The 14,712-nt window shown below is 55.8% G+C and carries 8 protein-coding genes and 3 pseudogenes; 6 read left to right on the forward strand and 5 right to left on the reverse strand.

The features are described from left to right. Positions 1-472 precede the first annotated feature (472 nt). Positions 473-912, forward strand: a pseudogene (locus tag QTA57_RS11260) (integrase core domain-containing protein); the annotation flags it as partial. Between the two features lie 33 nt (positions 913-945). Here QTA57_RS11260 and QTA57_RS11265 read toward each other — a convergent pair. Further along, positions 946-1,134: pseudogene (locus QTA57_RS11265) on the reverse strand (transposase); the annotation flags it as partial. Positions 1,135-1,630: 496 nt separating this feature from the next. Between QTA57_RS11265 and QTA57_RS11270 the strand changes: the two are divergent. Together QTA57_RS11270 and QTA57_RS11275 are read left to right on the forward strand one after the other, a co-directional pair. Continuing rightward, the gene (locus QTA57_RS11270) at positions 1,631-5,836 is read left to right on the forward strand and encodes a beta strand repeat-containing protein (protein WP_290151509.1); all 4,206 of its coding nucleotides are present in this window, start codon (positions 1,631-1,633) and stop codon (positions 5,834-5,836) included. A 49-nt stretch (positions 5,837-5,885) separates the two neighbouring features. Next, positions 5,886-7,283, forward strand: a complete 1,398-nt coding sequence (locus QTA57_RS11275) for an autotransporter outer membrane beta-barrel domain-containing protein (RefSeq protein WP_290151510.1) — start codon at positions 5,886-5,888, stop codon at positions 7,281-7,283. 409 nt (positions 7,284-7,692) lie between these two features. On the opposite strand, the pseudogene QTA57_RS11280 reads toward QTA57_RS11275, so the two are convergent. After that, positions 7,693-9,078, reverse strand: a pseudogene (locus QTA57_RS11280) (IS1182 family transposase). A 684-nt stretch (positions 9,079-9,762) separates the two neighbouring features. Between QTA57_RS11280 and QTA57_RS11285 the strand changes: the two are divergent. Then, a complete protein-coding gene (locus tag QTA57_RS11285; RefSeq protein WP_290151511.1) occupies positions 9,763-9,999 on the forward strand; it encodes a hypothetical protein in 237 nt (78 codons plus the stop codon). A 291-nt stretch (positions 10,000-10,290) separates the two neighbouring features. Continuing rightward, positions 10,291-11,445 carry a helix-turn-helix domain-containing protein gene (locus QTA57_RS11290; protein WP_290151512.1) on the forward strand — a complete coding sequence of 385 codons (1,155 nt, stop codon included), beginning with the start codon at positions 10,291-10,293 and terminating at the stop codon, positions 11,443-11,445. Positions 11,446-11,801: 356 nt separating this feature from the next. Here the strand turns inward: QTA57_RS11290 and QTA57_RS11295 are convergent, their stop codons facing one another. Together QTA57_RS11295 and QTA57_RS11300 are read right to left on the reverse strand one after the other, a co-directional pair. Next, positions 11,802-12,398, reverse strand: coding sequence for an alpha-ketoglutarate-dependent dioxygenase AlkB (locus QTA57_RS11295; RefSeq protein WP_290151513.1), 597 nt, complete (start codon positions 12,396-12,398; stop codon positions 11,802-11,804). After that, positions 12,358-12,831 (reverse strand): Rossmann-like fold-containing protein, encoded by a 474-nt coding sequence (locus tag QTA57_RS11300; RefSeq protein WP_330696801.1) that lies wholly within the window; start codon positions 12,829-12,831, stop codon positions 12,358-12,360. The genes QTA57_RS11295 and QTA57_RS11300 overlap by 41 nt, the downstream gene beginning before the upstream one ends. An 847-nt stretch (positions 12,832-13,678) precedes the next feature. Between QTA57_RS11300 and QTA57_RS11305 the strand changes: the two genes are divergently transcribed. Then, positions 13,679-14,065 (forward strand): hypothetical protein, encoded by a 387-nt coding sequence (locus QTA57_RS11305; protein WP_290151514.1) that lies wholly within the window; start codon positions 13,679-13,681, stop codon positions 14,063-14,065. 217 nt (positions 14,066-14,282) lie between these two features. On the opposite strand, the gene QTA57_RS11310 is transcribed toward QTA57_RS11305, so the two are convergent. After that, the gene (locus QTA57_RS11310) at positions 14,283-14,666 is read right to left on the reverse strand and encodes a RidA family protein (RefSeq protein WP_290151516.1); all 384 of its coding nucleotides are present in this window, start codon (positions 14,664-14,666) and stop codon (positions 14,283-14,285) included. Between the last annotated feature and the right edge of the window lie 46 nt (positions 14,667-14,712).

A 14,712-nucleotide genomic window follows, 5' to 3' on the forward strand; every position in this document is an offset into this window, starting at 1 on the left:
GATACTGGGCTCTAATAGCGATGTTACTCCAGGTTTGGAGCTTTCCGAATGACCATGTCGGATACAACGGGTCCGCGTTTGGCTGGGAGTCGAGCAAGGCTGAACATTAAAGACCCTTTCCGAGACTTGCGTGGGACAGAAGGTAGACCTTTGCCACGGAAGCGAACGTCCGAGTCGTTGGGCGGGAAGCGGAAGTTCGCTGCCAATGCACGGCGCTACTATCAACGTTGTGATAACTGACATTCAGTCTGAAAAGTCACTACTGTGGCAAACACCTCAAATCGTTTGAACCGCTATGTTCACAGCACGTGAAGTCACGGTCATCAAACCAACTGACAAGTTCGCTGTTTTGATTGGTCCTCGTGAGCATGGGAGGTGTATATCTAGTCTGGATACTCGACTTCGTGCATTGCAGAACAGATGATTGCATTCGACCGTTGTCCTCGGACCAATGGCGGACAAGGTCTCATCGTTCCGAACGCTGAACATCCTCAATGAACACATCCGGGAATGCCTGGCTATCAAAGTCGCGCGAAGGCTCAACGGCAACAGCGTGATCGACGTCTTGAGCGACCTGTTTATCCTGCGCGGCGTGCCAGCATTCGTCCGGTCGGACAACGCCCCCGAGTTCGTGGCGCCGGCGGTTCAGGACGGGATCGGCGCCGTCGGTGCCAGGACGGCCTACATCGAGCCTGGATCACCTTGGGAGAACGGCTACTGCGAGCGCTTCATGCCAGGTTCCGCGACGAGCTTCTCAACGGTGAGATCTTCTACAGCGTCAGAGAGGCACAAATCCTGATCGAACAATGGAGGAGACACTACAACACGAAAAGACCCCACAGCGCCCTGCGCTACCACCCACCGGCCCCGGAAACCACCGTCCCGACGGCAACCAGGCCAATCATGCCCTAACAATCAAATTGGACCGCTATGGTGGGGCTGATCATTCTCAGTCTCCAACTCACGCAGACGCTTGACCAGCGACGCATCCACTCCCCCGTACTTTTTGCGCCAACTGTAGAAGGTGGCCGAGCTGATACCATGATGCCGACAAATGTCATCCGTCTTTGCGCCAGCCTCGCTGTCCTTCAGCACGCCAATAGTCTGTTCTTCTGTGAAACGCTTCCGCTTCATGGGTCTTCCTCCTTCGTCCATTCAAAGGTGGAAAATTCGAGTTCGCAATGGCCCGGATATCGGGGGAAGATCAAGCATCTCACATTTGCCTAGGGCGAGGGGCGGTGTACGAATGCCTATGCAACGCTATGCTAGAAAAGACGGCTCAAGGAAAGTTGGCTGGCCTATACCCTCCCCCGGTTTGCTCCCGCCAAGCTCCGGGTTTCTCATTGCACTGCTCTGTTGATCTATGTGCCACTCCAAATTTTGGTTGCTGAACGAGTTCGGCGTACGGATGCGGATTCAGTTGCGCTAGCATCCGGCGCAGCTTTGAAAAACATGAGCAAAGCTGAGCAACGCGAAGTCACTATGGAATTGAAGCGTCAGCGGGGCATGTCGACCGACCTTGCGGATGGCATGGAATCTGAAGCCTTGATAGCAAGAAGTTCCCGCGTTGCTCGGTGCTTGAAGATTCACATAGTATAATACTATCAATCTGATAGCACTCCCGCTTAGCTTGAATAATTGCGCCGATCGAGTTTTGGTGCGACAGGTTTGGGACACTTGCTGTTTCGACACGCTAAGCCAAGAATTACTGGGGAACGTTTTGGACAGGCCTTTTTTTGAGCGGCATGGCGCATTACTTCGATTAGTTCTGACGCTCATTGTGATTACTTTGACGTTTGCTCTTCATGATGGCAGAGCGAACGCGCAGGGAACGTTTAACTTCGAAACCGCGACCGACAGCGGAAATACGGTCAGCGAAACGATAGGTTCGGTTGAGGTCACCGTCGGTGCGTCTGTTTCCGCAGGTGACGTGAATGTGTCCCTGATAAACACTGGCAACGCTCAAAACTTCAGCGGTTTTGCTTTGCGAACCGACGGAACCTCGGAAACATGGACCGTCTCCTTCGATCAAGCGGTTGACGTTACATCTATGAAGGTGCTCGAAGATGTTGCTGGGGATGTACGCTTTGTCTTCACACCGATCGGAGGGACCAACAGCGTTGTGAATTTTGATTTCTTTGGTGCGGGAAGCCCACCTGATGGTCAAACAGCGACGTTGAATTTTGAAAGTGTAACCGGGTTTACCATAAGATTTCAGGACGCGAATAACCCTGGCGCGTTTGCTCCACCGTTAGCCACCATTGTTTTTGATGAGATTATCACGACAGCGGCCGGTCCGGCTGAACCCGAAGTGTCCCTTTCTTCGACCACAACTTCGATCCTTGAAGCTGGTGGTCAGGTGACGCTGACGGCCACGGCGGATTCTGCGGTGTCCGGTGATTTGACTGTTCCTATCACCTTTACCGGGACCGCATCTGGCAGCGATTACTCCGGCGCCGGAGACATCACGATCACCGATGGGAACACAACTGGCACTGTCACGCTGACTGCAACGCAAGACACCACTGATGAAGACAATGAAACGATCATTGCAACCATCAATTCGGCCACGATTTCCGGGGCAACGGCTGGCTCTCCCGACGCGCAGACGATTACCATCACAGATGACGATCCGGCCCCAGTCATTGATATTGATGACGTCACCTTGGGCGAAGGCGACGCTGGCAACACGACATTTGATTTCACAGTAACCCTTGATCGCGCATCCAGCAGCATCGTGACTGTCAGTTACGCGACGACGAGTGCGGGTGGAACAACAGTAGCAGGAACGGACTACACCGCGATCGGCAGCACGCAGCTTACGTTTGATCCAGGCGAGACCAGCAAAACCGTGAGTGTGTCTGTGGCTGGCGACGAGGTCGTGGAACGCGATGAAACTTTCTCGGTTACTTTGTCGTCTCCGTCTAACGCTTCAATCGGTGACGGAACTGGCGCGGGTACGATCACCAATGATGATGCGGCGATCGTTACCATTGCGGATGTCGCCGTCGACGAGAACTCTGGAACAGCCACGATCACCTTGACGTTGATCAACGCGGTTGATGGTGGCTTCGATGTGAACGTCTCGACGGCGGATGGGACGGCCACGACGGCTGACAGCGATTATACGGCAGCAACCAACGCGCCAGTAACCTTTGCGGGCACCGCTTCTGAGACAGAGACCTTCACCGTTACACTTGGCGGAGACACGAAGGTCGAGGCCGACGAGACCGTCAACATCGCCATGTCAAACCTTGTTCCGGTCACGGTGGATGCAGGTGACATCGACATCACGGATGGGGCGACGCTGACGCTGACCAATGATGACCAGGCGTCGGTGATCATTGCGGATGTGTCCGGCAATGAGGATGACGGTGCGATTACCGTAGCTGTAACTCTGGATACCGCCGTGGATGGTGGGTTTGATGTGGACGTTTCGACAACGGACGGGGCCGCAACAACGGCGGATAACGATTACACAGCTGTGGTAAACCAAACGCTGACGTTTGCTGGCGCGGCGGGTGAGACCGAAACCTTTACGGTCACGCCGACCTCTGACGGTACCCTCGAAGGAAACGAAACCGTCGAGATCAACATGAGCGGCCTGAGCACCAACAACGGTGTGGGCGCCGGTGACATCGACATCACGGATGGCGCAACAGTGACCATCCTGAATGACGATAGCATCAGCGGATCGGTCAACGACCCGAGCGTTGCCGAGGGCGACTCAGGGTCCACCACCCTGACCTATACGGTCACGCTCTCTCACGCGGCACCCGCTGGCGGCGCTTCGTTCAGCTACGCAACGACGAACGGCACGGCGTCGGATGGTACCGACTATACGGGCGTGGCGGGCACAGTGAGCATTGCTGTGGGACAGACAACCGGGACCGTCGACGTCGCGGTCTCCGGCGACAGCGTTGTGGAACGCGATGAGACGATCACGCTGACGCTGTCGAACCCGCTCGGCACCGATGTTGTCATCGACGACGCGACGGGCACTGGCACGATCACGAATGATGATACCGCGACGGTGACGATCGCGGATGTTTCGGTTGATGAGAACAGCGGCATCGCAACAATCACCCTGACCCTCGATGCGGAGGTGGATGATGGGTTTGCCGTTGATGTCTCGACGGCAGATGGCACGGCGGCCACGGCAGACAGCGATTATACGGCTGTGACGAGCCAAACAGAGACCTTTGCCGGGACCGCGTCGGAAACCGAAACACTGACCGTAACCCTCGGCGGAGATACAAAGGTCGAGGCGGATGAGACCGTCACCCTGTCGATGTCGAACCTGGTGCCTGCTACGGTGGATGCCAGCGACATCACGATCACGGACACCGGTACGCTGACGCTCAACAACGACGACGCGGCCACGGTGACGATTGCGGATGTGGCGGTCAGCGAAGACGCCGGCACGGCAACTATCACGCTGACCTTGGACAATGAAGTTGATGGCGGGTTTGACGTTGATGTTTCGACGTCGGATGGCACCGCGACCACGGCAGACAGCGACTATACGGCCGTCACCAATGCAACAGAGACCTTTGCGGGCAGCGCGTCGGAAACCGAAACGCTTTCTGTCACCATCGGCGTGGATGCCAAGCCCGAGGACAACGAGACCGTTGGCATTGCGATGTCAAACCTCGTGCCAGTTACGGTCGACCCAAGCGACATTACCATTACAGACACAGCGACGCTGACGATCAATAATGACGATGGACCACCGACGCTGACGGTGGCCGACATCTCCGTTAATGAAGGCGATGGAAATGCGGTGCTGACGGCACAACTCAACACCGTATCCGTACAAACGATCTCGTTCAGTTGGTCGACATCGGATGGCTCGGCGGTGGCGCCAGGCGATTACACGGCGCAAGCGAGCCAATCGGCCAGCATCACACCCGGCAATACCTCTGTGCAGTTGAGCGTGCCTTTGAATGATGATAGTTTGGAAGAAGCCGCTGAAACATTCACGGTGGTCCTTTCCTCCGTCACCAACGCGACTGCCCCTGCTGGCCCTGCCACTGTGACGATTGGCGCCAACGATTTGGTTGCACCCACGCTGTTGTCTTTTGAGCGTAGGACGCCAACAAGTGAAAATACCAACGCCGATCAGCTAGAGTTCACGGCGACCTTCTCCGAGGATGTCACGGGTGTGGATACTGGTGACTTTGCGGCAAACGGAACGACCGCGAGCGTCAGTTCAGTGAGTGCAGCCTCAGCAAGTGTTTATGCTGTCACGCTATCTGGTGGAGATCTTGCTGGCCTTGACGGGGTCGTGGGCTTGGATGTGGCTGGGTCGGTCTCGATCGCAGATTTGGTCGGCAATGCTGTTCCGTCCTCAGAGCCTGCAACGGATCAGACCTATACCGTCGACAATGAGGCACCGAGCACCGCGCTATCGGCAGGTCCGGGTCCTTTCAACGGCGACTTCACGGTGACGCTGACCTTCGGCCAGGCCATGTCTGGCGTCGCGTTAGGCGACATCGTTGTCGGCAGCGGCACGGCCAGCAACTTGCAGACCAGCGACAACACCGTCTTCACCTTCACCGTGACGCCCACAGCCGATGGGACGGTGACGGTCGACTTCCCGGCGAGCGGCGCGACAGACTTGGCCGGAAACGACAACGTGGCAGCAACTCAACTGAGCCGTGGATCAGACATCACCTCGCCTGATGTTACGATCACAGCGCCTGGCCTGTCCGTGTCGTCGGTCAATGCACCCTTCCAGGTTCAGATCACCTTCACCGAGCCTGTGACGGGCTTTGCGGTGGGCGACATCGTCGTGGGCAACGCCGCCGCTTCCAGCCCTCGCCACAGCCGATAATCTCAACTTTACCGCCACAATTACCCCAAGCGGGCCAGGTGATGTCACAGTGGATGTGGCCGCCGGTGTGGCTCAGGATGCCGTGGGCAATGACAACGCAGCGGCCACAACCTTCAGCGTCACAAACGATACCACGGCCCCGGTTGTGACCCTCGGCGGGCCAGGTGCTGTCTTCGTCAACACCTTTGCGCTCAGTATCAGCGCCACAGAAGACATTACGGGATTAGCCGAGGGTGACTTTGTCGTCACTGGCGGCAGCGTGGTTGCAGCAAGCCTAAGCGGGTCTGGGGATAGCTACATAGTCCAGATTGAACCGGTCTTGGGGCAAACCGTGGACGTCACCTTGCCAGCCGGGGCCGTGCAGGACATTGCGGGAAACCCGACCACGGCCGCATCCGCCTATTCAGTCCAAGCAGGAAGCCCTGAAAGTGAGTTCGAGGCCAATCGTGAGGCAATCATTGAGATCGTTCAGGAAGATGCGACACGACGCCTAACCAATGAAATGAGCGCAAATGCGGAAATGATTGAGCGCGGCTTGGAGCGCTTTATCGACAGTTTCCAAAACCCGGATACCGCGACGCGCGACATCCCCTTCGATGTAACCGGCCGGGTTGGTGGTACCTATGGCGAACACCTTAGCACCAATGGAACTGTCTTTGGGCAGCGTAACTTGGACAGTGGAGCGCTCCGCACGGCCATGGGTCAGTTCGATGTGGCGGTTGATGAAGACAACAGCTGGGCAGCACAGATCTCTGGGCGTTTGACCTATGAGTTCAGCATCACCGACGACACCCGCTTGGGCTATTTCTTTGGAGGCAGTCTCAGCCGAGGTGAGATCGCAGGGGCCTTTAATGGAGACACCCGAAGCATCAGCGGAATTGTCGGTGGTTATGGTCTGACCCGGTTGCAGGAGAACCTCTTTGCGTCGGGCTATGTCGGTGTAGGCTATGCTCGGACCGATTTGTCTTTCTCCAACACCACGCTTGCTTTAAGTGGCGATTACGGCGCCTTCTCCTATTACGGCGGTGCCAGCTTGACAGGAAGCATCGCCAACCCATCCGGTGTCGAGTTCCGGCCACAACTGGCCTTCGACTATGGGCAAACGGACATTGGTGTGGTCGGCCTCCAGGCCTCTGCCTTTGGCCTAACATCGCCCGTCAGCACCGATTATGGGGCCGTATCGATCCTTGACATGACGGTGGCCACCGAATTCATCTTCCCGATCGACATGCAGGCAGGCTTTGCGTCTCTATCCTTTGAGCCGCAGCTGATCTGCCGCCGCGCCACTGGAAGCGTGGATGAAGAAAGCTGCGGGGGCGGCCTGGGCCTGGGGTTGGAGGGCAAGACCGAAAACGGCAACACCCGCTATGGCATTGAGGTCGACGTCACAGAGGTGAGCGGGATTAGACAATCCGCCGCACGACTGTTTTTCGAGGCGGAGTTTTAGTGGCATGTCGCATCGAGTGCTTTTTCGTCGGCAAATTAGGGGCCTTTCGCTGAGTAAACACTTGCATTCGAAAAATGGTGCCAGCGTGATCTCTCCAAAGCAGGTGCGATTGGCCGTTCTACTGGATTGCCATTCTCTTTTACGGTTCTGATAGATTAGTTATCTGAGCCTGACCCCGAGCCCGGCAGCGATCATGCGGCCTATATATCCAGAGCTGGCTGAAAGTCCCGCATTCCAGACCTCTGAGCTCCTTCAGATTTCACGATGGGAACGAATGGCGGCATTGGCGGGCCGCACCGCAGCATTGAAAGAGGCCACCGAACGGCAGCTTTCCGCTGATTCTGTTGAAAAGCAATGTGTTGCTGATGCAGAAAGTGGTGCACTGAACGGAGCGCGAGCGCCTTTCTGATCAGGCTTTTCGCATTTGCTGCGGTGCAGGAAAGATCTTGGCCAGTTTGCGGAGGTTCTGGGCGGTGGCGGCGAGGAGGAATTCGTCGTTTGCACCGCATGGGCCGCGCAATCGCAGCCGCCCCAACCCGAGGATGCGTTTGAGATGGGCAAACAGCATCTCGACCTTCTTCCGGAGCTTCATCGAGATGTCGTACTGGCGGGTCTTGGCGATGTCGCGTGCGACCTGGCGGGCGTCTTCGGTTTCTTCACGGGTGATCTTACGCGCATCAGCGTTCGGGCAGCATTTGGCTTTTGACGAACAGGCCTGACATATCTCCTTCAAGGCCCGATAACGGGCCGTGCCCTTGCCAGTCGGACCTCGGGTCGGGTCGGAATAATTCCGGCGGAACTGCTTCAGAGCGTGGCCTTCGGGACAGATGTACTGGTCGTTCTCTGAATCCCACTCGAAGTCAGCGCGGGTCCAGGTTCCGTCGTTGCGCCCAGACTTGTCGAACACTGGGATATGCGGCGCGATCTTGCGGTCCACTAACCAGCCAAGCAAAGGCCCGGTGCCGTAGGCGGTGTCTGCTATCAGCCGCTCTGGATGCAGATCAAACTTGGCCTTCACCCGGTTGAGCATGGTCTTGGTCGATCCAACCTCGGCCTGACGGATTGAGCGGGTGGCTTCCACGTCGACAATGACGCCGTGGTCTGTGTCGATCAGATAGTTGTCCGAATAACTAAAGAACGCAGGGCCTTTGCGTGCTGCTGTTCATTGGCTAGCTGGATCGGAATGCGAGGTGAACTTGGGCTGTACCTCGCTGGCGGCACCAAATGCGGACTCGTCCAGCGTATCGAGATACTCGCGCACAGCACGGGGCGCATTGGCCGGATCGATGCCTGCAGCATCCCATTCTTCCTTCGGAGTGGAGTTCTGTTTGTTTGCATCAGCTTCGATCAAGCTAGCATCAATCGCCATCCGCTGGCCGCTGACCAGGCCTTCTTCGATGCACCGCGCCACCGTCGTTTCGAAAAGATGGCGCAGCAGCTCGCTCTCGCGGAACCGACCATGCCGGTTCTTCGAGAAGGTGGAGTGGTCTGGAACGCGGTCGGTCAGATCGAGACGACAAAACCAGCGGTAGGCCAGGTTCAGATGCACCTCCTCGCAGAGCCGTCTCTCGGACCGGATGCCGAAGCAATAGCCAACAAGCAGCATGCGGATCAGCAGTTCAGGGTCGATGGAAGGACGCCCGGTGTGGCTGTAGAAATCTGCAAGATGGGGACGAATGCTGCTCAGATCGACGAAACGATCAATCGAGCGCAGAAGGTGATCTTGAGGGACATGGGCTTCCAGCGAGAACTCGTAGAACAGCGCCGCTTGCGCTTCTTGCCTTGGACCCATCATCGCCAAATCCTCCCTGCAGAAGGAATTGAATCAGCGACCTACCATTCGATCAAGAAAGAGTTTTTCAACGAAATAAGCCCATCTGAACTGTTGCTCCTTAAGGTCAGGCTCGTCTTGTGACCTCCTGGCCTGGCTAGGGTGTGAGGCGCAAACCAGCGGCTGTTGAGTGAGAAAAACTCATGGACTACTGTGGTTCATATCGGACAGATTTGGTCGCGAGTGGAGACTTAACTCGGCTCCCAAAACGTGGAATCGCAGCGATCTTTCAAATGCTTGGGGTTAAATGCATACTCTCAGGGGGGTGCATATAGGGGTAGCAGCAGAGCATGTGTTATGAGATTTCAGCGCGATAACAATCGCTTGCTAGGTCAGTGTGAAGCCGCCCCCCGCATCATCTCGAAATTTCGCGTCAAATCCTCCAAAAATTACAGAGGCTTGCGGAGTTCGATACCCGTCATTTCGTTTGTAGGGAATTCGCTCTGCAAACGCCAGTTTCAGCACAATCCTGCGGTGCTCTGGATTGCTGGAATTCCATAGTTTCCAAGGGTTTGACAGAAGGTGCAGGGCGAGTTCGGTGCATTTGGATGCCGCCCGCGCGGGCACGCCGATTTGCGACAGTTTTTCCTGTGTAAGTAGCTTGTCTTCGTCGAGGCGTTTGATCTTGCGCTCATAGGCCTTGGCAGCATGCGCACTGCGCGTTTCACCGATGCGATCCAGGAAGCCATCAATCTACTTATCCAGCTTAGCGATGGATTTCGCGAGCGCATTCTTGGTTGCAGCAAGTTGTTCGGAACGCTGCGCCCAGGCATCGGCGAACATCTTCCGAACGATTTCGATCAACCGGGCGGTCGCACGCATCGCCTTAAGAAGGTCTTCAAACTCGCCTTCGATGACATCGCGCCTGATCGACTTGCCGTATGAGACGCAGCTCTTCTGGGCCTCTCGTCTGTTGCTGGTTCCAGCGTGTGCAATCACGCCCCGAGGCCGCGGCGCGTACCCAGCCGCGGCACCTCAAAAATTGGATGCTTAGATCACGAGTGCGTGAGATGGCAGAGCTCACTTGGATGCCCGTCTCAATATTCCTGGACGCGGTATCCGAAGCATCGGCGATCGTTCAGTCAGATATCGAAGTTGCGGGGGAAGGCATCGCATCGTGCAGGTCGCGATTGCCCGCGACACGACATCATTGTTCTGGGTTCGACGGTCAAACACATGCCCAAACCGCAGTTAGACAGCCGAGGCGCCGAGTGCGACCTGCCAACGAGGCCGGTGGTCGTGGCCGCGCCGATCTCCACGCCTGCGCCGGCCAATCGCGCGCGTGAAGTGCCGGAGGCCAACTACAGCCTGCCCCATACAAAGCTCGATCTTGAGGGCTTGTCTCAACAAGAGAAGATGGATGTCTGGCGCGCGCATTTCTCCGGCCTGTTCGATGTGAGTTTGCACAACCTGGCACATCAGGAGTTTGACGCGAGCGCCGAGGCTTATCGCATCGGTCAAACTGTCCTCGGCCATTATCGGGTGACGAACTCCGGCATCCGGCGCACTCAGAAGAACCTGAAGCTGGAGCGGGAAGATCTCTTGGTGCTTCGGATCCATCTGGCCGGCGTGACACGGGGGGCCATGGGTGGTGTCTCATTCAAGATGGAACCCGGTCGTCTAACGCTATTTGATTTTCATCAGGACTATCAGGCCAGCGAACACGATGCCGATTTTGTCAGTCTGACCTTTCCTTATGCGGCGCTTGGGTATGACCCATCGAAACATGCCGCGCTTTTGCAATTGCCGGTCGACTCGGCAGTGGGACGGGTCATTCGGAGCAACCTTGAAATGCTTCTCGATATCGTCCCACCGGGGTCGGTCAACGATGCCCCCACTTTGGCAGATGGGTTTGTTGGCCTGATGAAGGGGCTGATTACGCGCGATCTGCGCGATGAGACTGTGTTCCGAGCGTCGGTTCGCGCCCGGGAGGTCGCAGTCCGCCGGTATATCGAGCAGCATCTCCGTGAGCCCGAGCTTAATGCAGACGCGATCTGTCGGGCTGTGGGGGTGTCCCGGCCGGTCTTGTATCGCATGTTTTCGGAAGAAGGCGGCCTGCGTCGCGCGGTGACGCGCATGCGTCTTGAGCGCGCATTGGAGGATCTATCGGTGTCACCACCCGAACGCGGTGCGATCGGGCGCATCTCCAAACACTGGTCTTTTCACGATCAGGCCCATTTCACCCGGCTGTTCCGATCCACCTTCGGGTTCAATCCCAGCGAGGCACTGGCCTCGGCCTTGACGATGGACGCGAGCGAGACGGCCAATGACACTCCCGGCGGATCGCGCCGGCGCGCCGCACGCAAGCAGTTGATCGACCTGTATACCTAGGTCAGGTCGGTCAGAGCCTGTGGTTGTGCTTCTAAACAAGCACGCGATTGCACCAAGCCGAAGTGCGGGGCACCATCCTCCGTCTTCGTGTTGCCGTGCCGTTCTCAACCGCACCGGGCTTGAAACCAAACACCGTGAGGTTCTGCCCGCCCCATCTGAGCCATTTAAGCTTCCACACAGGGTTTGAAACCGGCCTAAAGCTGCCATCGGTCATACTAGTCTGATGCTGCCATGCAGTCCTTCGCAGCTGACTTTCGCCGTTGGTGCAAAGCTCTGCACCCGTCGGAAGTCAGGTATGCGGACAACTTGAAAGGGGGCGCATCGGCAGGAAACACCCTGAACGGGCCTGCGCGAATTCACTCGAAACGCATCTCACGAAATGTGAGTGACAATCGCCGGGATCGGGGTTGCTTCTGGCCATTAACCATATCACTTTTTTGCGCCGGAATGGCATGAGTCCAAACGTGACGCGCTTCACCGGAGAGAATGAGCAAGCTTCCCGGCTCAAGGACCAAGTCAGTTTTTTGACCGACTTTGGTATTCTCTAGGCGCATCACGCAAGACGACAGAAGGCTCAATGACGCGATCACATCACCAAAACAGGGCCTGCAATCCACATGCGCAGATATGCCCTGGCCTGGCATGTATTCATTCACAATGACCTGATCCGGGATGGAAGCGAAATGACCAGTATGGGCCAGCCGCTCCGCCAGAACATGCAGATACGTGGGTAGTAGTCCGAGAAAATCTTCTTCCCGAGCCTGTCTTGCTTTGTAGTCATAGCGATAGCCATAGTGCTGCACACGCCGTTTCAAATCGTTGCGCCAAGGTTGCGCATCAATCTTGTGCACCAGATAGTCGGCTTCCTCCCCTGAAATGAAATCGGGAAGATATTTCAGGCCCGAAGGAAATTCAGGCTGAAAAAACGAAAGTTGCGAAGGCTGTGTGCTCATTTATCGCTGACTCCTCATCACCCGTGTTCTGATGAGAATAGGCCGGATAGTCTTTGGGGTTGAAAGTATAGATGTCTGGGGCTGTAAAACCAGCTTTCCTGGCTGCCTCATCTATCCTGAACGCGCCCTCGTAGAAAGGGCTATCCACTGTCGAGATGACGACAAGGCCACTGGATTTCAGGTGGGCGCGGCTGCTCTTCAGAAAGCGCGTGACGAGAACATGATTTGGGTTTTGACCGTAGAGCGCTTCGCGCGAGGCGACATTTGGGAACTGAAAGATAATGGTGCGAAATCGACGCTGCCCGATTGTCTTTGACAAACAGGTAGTATCAACGCCCGTTTTGACCTGCGAGCCAAGCTTGAGCAACTTCGCGGCGTTGTCATAGGCCGTATCGCCCAGATCAGCTTCTTCCTCGTATGCAGTGGCAAGAATGGATGAAGGCGTCCCCCCTTCAAACGCGCCAAAGCCAACGCAAAGCTAAAGTTGCCTTCGCCAACAAACAATGCGCTGCCAAGGCGAGCGCGGGCAGCGAAGTTAAACTTTTGAGTGGTCTTGTTTAGTTTCTTCTCTTCAATGACTACTGCATCGCGACCTACGGCCTGCTGAACCGCATCAAGCACCGAAGCTCCCCGAAATTCATATGTCACGATCAGCAACCCCTGAAAATTTGAGACTAAAGAGATGTACCAGACTCTGGTTAACAAGTGATTCATCTAGCGTCGGCTCGCGGTGCTGGGCGCCACATGGGGGCTAAAATGCTTGAGCTTGATTGCTCGGCTTTGACGCAGAGCGAGACAGTTTGATGTGTCCAAGTATTTTATAGCAGACCACATTCGATACGGATTGCTCGAAAACGCCATGGTTTGGCTAGGGCCTTAGGAAAACTCATAATCCTTGTGCCGGCGGTTCGATTCCACCCCAGCGCACAATGCTTACCAAAAGAAAACAGTATCTTATTTGTGTGGCTTGCGGCTTGGTGTCTTTGCAGGATGATTTTGGCACCAATTGGGGTCTCAATACCACTTGAGCGATTTTGACCAGATTCCAGCCGCAACGGTAATTGCTACCAATTTGGTTGCGAGTGATTTCCACACCCTCTGGACAGTGTTCGGTTGAGAGATCGCTCCCAGCTCAAGACCCAGAAATTTGAGTAGTGCGTTTCATCAGCCTCGCTGGGTTTGCTTATTGTAGTGTTGGAGAACCTCTGTTGGGCAATTGCCTTCTGGTCACCACAGAGAAGGATTTGTCTGTTGAGAAGTTATGTGCGAAAGATTGTTTCATGAAGAAATTCACCTCAAGATCGCGAATGATTCTCATCATCGTTATGATTTTGCTATCTCTTTTTATTTTCGTGGCGCATGAAAAGATGCCCGTTTCCGAAGAATATGCTCTTCGTCATATTTCTGAAATCTATGAAGATAGGTTGCCGGAAGGAGTTTTGTCATCGCATGGTGAGGCAAGGTGTAACATTTCTGGGCGACCATCAGCGGATTCATATCGGAGGAATGGCGTTTGGTCCGCAGATTGCTCATATTGGCACGAACACGCAGAGCGTTTCTTGGCCTTGGTCGGGGTGGACGAATTTGGATTCAAAGTGGCTTTTCAACCCGACAATCCAAACGAGTGGGACATCCATAGAAGATTGCATCGTCGGTATCTCAAGTAACCCGTAAAAAATGAAAAGTGCATGGGTTGGTTGGAGTTCCTGTTAGCGATCCGCCTTACTCTCCAAACTCGACCTTCTCGCCGATATCCGGGTCATCGCAAAACGGAGTTACCTCTCACCAACGGAATTCGTGAAGAGCACCTCCGCGTCAGCGCTTGAGACCCTTGCGGACTCCACGCTGCCGCTCAAGATAGCAAACCAACCGGAAGATTCCAGATCAAACCGGCCTTAATCGGGGGCGAAGGTCAGGGGCCGCAGCGATCACCAGCACTTCGACCTTGTAATGCGGCTGCGCGAGGCGGGCTTCCACACAGACACGTGTCGGTGGGGCGATGCCGCTGACCCAACTGTCCCAGGCGTCATTGAAGCCAGCATAGTCGCTCATATCGGTCAGCCAGACCTGGACGGAGATGATATGACTGCGGTCTGTCCCGGCCTCTGCCAGCAGGGCGTCGACCTTGGCAAAAACGTCATTTGATTGCGCGACGATATCGGCCTCTTTTAGCTGCGAGACTTGACCGGCAAGGTGGATTTGTCCGCCATGTGAGGCAATTGCCGAAAACCTGGCCGATCCACCGGTTTTCGTGAGTGTATGGGACATTTTGAGATTCCATATGTGAGAGGCTGTTTCCTGCCTTCTACCCACA

The sequence above is a fragment of the Fontisubflavum oceani genome, from assembly GCF_030407165.1.
Classification (GTDB): Bacteria; Pseudomonadota; Alphaproteobacteria; order Rhodobacterales; family Rhodobacteraceae; genus Rhodophyticola; species Rhodophyticola oceani.

What these genes read in the sequence shown, in the direction of transcription:
- QTA57_RS11285 (WP_290151511.1), top strand. Translation starts at nt 9,763, where the DNA reads ATGCGCACTGCGCGTTTCACCGATGCGATCCAGGAAGCCATCAATCTA.
- QTA57_RS11290 (WP_290151512.1), top strand. Translation starts at nt 10,291, where the DNA reads ATGCCCAAACCGCAGTTAGACAGCCGAGGCGCCGAGTGCGACCTGCCA.
- QTA57_RS11295 (WP_290151513.1), bottom strand. Translation starts at nt 12,398, where the DNA reads ATGAGCACACAGCCTTCGCAACTTTCGTTTTTTCAGCCTGAATTTCCT.
- QTA57_RS11305 (WP_290151514.1), top strand. Translation starts at nt 13,679, where the DNA reads ATGAAGAAATTCACCTCAAGATCGCGAATGATTCTCATCATCGTTATG.
- QTA57_RS11310 (WP_290151516.1), bottom strand. Translation starts at nt 14,666, where the DNA reads ATGTCCCATACACTCACGAAAACCGGTGGATCGGCCAGGTTTTCGGCA.